Source organism: Pedobacter sp. UBA5917, assembly GCF_002432345.1.
In the GTDB taxonomy this organism is placed as follows: Bacteria; Bacteroidota; Bacteroidia; order Sphingobacteriales; family Sphingobacteriaceae; genus Pedobacter.
This window is the reverse complement of record NZ_DJDT01000031.1, coordinates 1-2,665: the sequence shown is the minus strand read 5'-3', so window position 1 is coordinate 2,665 and position 2,665 is coordinate 1. Positions and strand designations below refer to the sequence as shown.

Here is a 2,665-nt window from a genome sequence, read left to right as displayed (position 1 = left end):
CAATGCTGCATTAACAGCCGCTTACGGGCCGCTTGCCGACCTTTATTACACCGCCGGCACCTGTGTTTCTGACTGGAGTGCCGATCAAAGTTATCCTAGGCAGGCCGTGGGCAGAAATACCATGACACTTTTTAATTACGATCCCAATTATACCACTCAAAAAAGCTTTTCGAGAACAAACGAATCGCCTCAACAGATTTGGGTGGCCTGTTATTCGGGGATAGAAAAATCGAACTGGGTAATTTCAAAAGTACCCGACATCAATATGGCTGGTGCCACAAAAGATGCCATATTGGGCGAAGCTTATTTTTTAAGGGCTTTTTACCATTTCACACTGACCAGAAATTTTGGCGATGTGATTATAAAAACAGTTCCAAGTGATAATATAGATGCTGCTTTACAGGCTGTAAGTCCAAAAGCAAATGTATACAAACAGATTTTTGCAGATCTTGATGTTGCCGTTGCTAAATTACCCGCACATAGCCCAACGCTTGTAAAAGGAAGAACATCAAAAGAGATCGCTTTAGGATTATATGCGAAAGCTGCTTTATATGCCGAAAACTGGCCGCTGGCATTGGAAAAAGCCAAACTGGTAATTGCATCAAACAAATTTACTTTATTGGCTGATCCTGTTGATTTATATAATGTGGCCAAGGAAGATGCCGCCAGGACAGAAAATATGTGGGCTTATGAGTGCGAAAGCACAAACCCGGGCCGAAGTTCCCAATTGATGAGTCTTTATGGGCCCAAAAACAGCGATAGTCCGGTATATGGTACAACCACCTTTGGGTCGATATTCGCCTATCAGGGTTTTTACGATTCTTTTAATCCGGCTGATAAACGCCGGTTGCTGCTGGCTACTTCCTACGTTACCAAATCGGGTGCGGTTGTGGCACAGAAAGACATTACGCCGATTACGACAAAAGGTGTACTGATCAAAAAATACATGGATCCCAATTCTATTGGTGCCAATCAGGCTGTTAACGTACCTATTTTGAGATTTGCCGACGTATATTTAATTGCGGCCGAGGCCGAAGCAAGGGCAAATGGGGTTACCACCGATGCTTATCTTTACCTTAATAAAGTTCACCAAAGATCGAATGTTGATCCGGTGATTGCAGGTTTAACCAAAGATCAGTTTATTGCTGCCGTGTTACAGGAGCGGAGCTGGGAATTTTTTGGAGAGGGCGACCGTTGGTACGATCTTACCCGTACCAATACTTTTATGCAGGTAATCCCTACTGCTGTTAACGATGTTTATCCGACCAGAAATGTACAGGCAAAAAATAGGTATTTCCCTATCCCACAAGATGAAATTAATGCCAATAATAAAATTGTACAGAACCCTGACTGGAAATAAAAATAATCCCAAATAAAATTTAGATATGAAATATCCCGTAATCAAACTTTTAGTTGTTGGCCTCCTTTTGAGCAAGTTTTCTTTTGCGCAGTTCAGCATCAGGCATAAAGATGCCATCCTGTTGAATGGCGAATGGCGCTTTGCCATGGATCCGCGTGATGTTGGCGAGAAAAACGGATGGTATAAACAGGCTACAAAAACAAACTGGGACAAAGTAACTGTTCCGCATTGTTTTTCTGTTGATAAACGCTATCTGTTTTACACCGGTAATACCTGGTATAAGCGTGTTTTTACAATTGCCAAACCGCAAAATAAACGGATTATCCTGCATTTTGATGCAGCATATTATTTAACCACACTGTACTTAAACGATAAGAAAGTCGGTACGCACGAGGGCGGTTATACGCCATTCAGTTTTGATGTTACGGATGATTTAAAGGATGGCGAAAATACCATTGCGGTTGCTGTTGATAATAATACCTGGAAAGAAGGTACCATACCCGGATCAAAAGATTATGGAGAAGCCAATGATCCTTTTATGGGCTGGATCAATTACGGGGGACTAAACAGGCCGGTGTATTTAACCATTGAGCCCGAGGTTTACTTTAAAAATCTAAAAATCGTAGCTACGCCTGATCTTAAAAACGGAACGGCTAAACTGTTTGTCCGTGCTTATGTAGAAAATCCTTTGAACAGGGAGAATACTGCTCCTAAATTCGAAACCGGTTTTGATGGTAAAAGCATTGCCCTGAAATGGAAAGTTATAAAGCCACAGGTATCCGGTAAAACGGTTATTTACGAAGCTGAAACAAACCTTAGCCAAAAGCAGGTAAATCTTTGGAGTATTGATGAACCGAATCTCTATCAGTTAAAGGCTGTTTTGGGTGGAGATACACTTGCATCAAATTTTGGGATCAGAAAGATTGAAGTGAAAGGGGCGCAGTTATTACTGAACGGACAGCCAATAAAATTTGGTGGTGCGAACCGCGTGGTCGATTATCCAAATTTGGGTGCTTTAGAACCGGATAGTTTGGTTGAAAAGGATTTCAGATTGATGAAAGAAGGAGGGATGATCCTTCAGCGTTTAACCCATTATACACCCAGCGAATATTTCTATGAACTGGCCGATAAATATGGCATGCTGATTATAACTGAGGCCGGAAACTGGCAGCTTACCCCAAACCAGATGAAAAATGAAACTTTCCGTTCCAAATTTAAAGATCAGTTTTTGGAGATGATACACCGCGATTGGAACCATCCCAGTGTTTTTGCCTATAGTGTAGGGAACGAGTATGCATCGGGTAC

At 41.8% G+C, this 2,665-nt stretch carries 2 protein-coding genes; both read left to right on the top strand.

Features of this window, described 5'->3' with window-relative positions; translation table 11 throughout:
• The coding region (locus B2V92_RS02115) for a RagB/SusD family nutrient uptake outer membrane protein (RefSeq protein WP_293304414.1) at positions 1-1,360 on the top strand (1,360 nt) is incomplete at its 5' end.
• Between the two features lie 25 nt (positions 1,361-1,385).
• Positions 1,386-2,665: glycoside hydrolase family 2 protein (locus tag B2V92_RS02110; RefSeq protein WP_293304412.1), on the top strand; the 1,280-nt coding region annotated here is incomplete at its 3' end.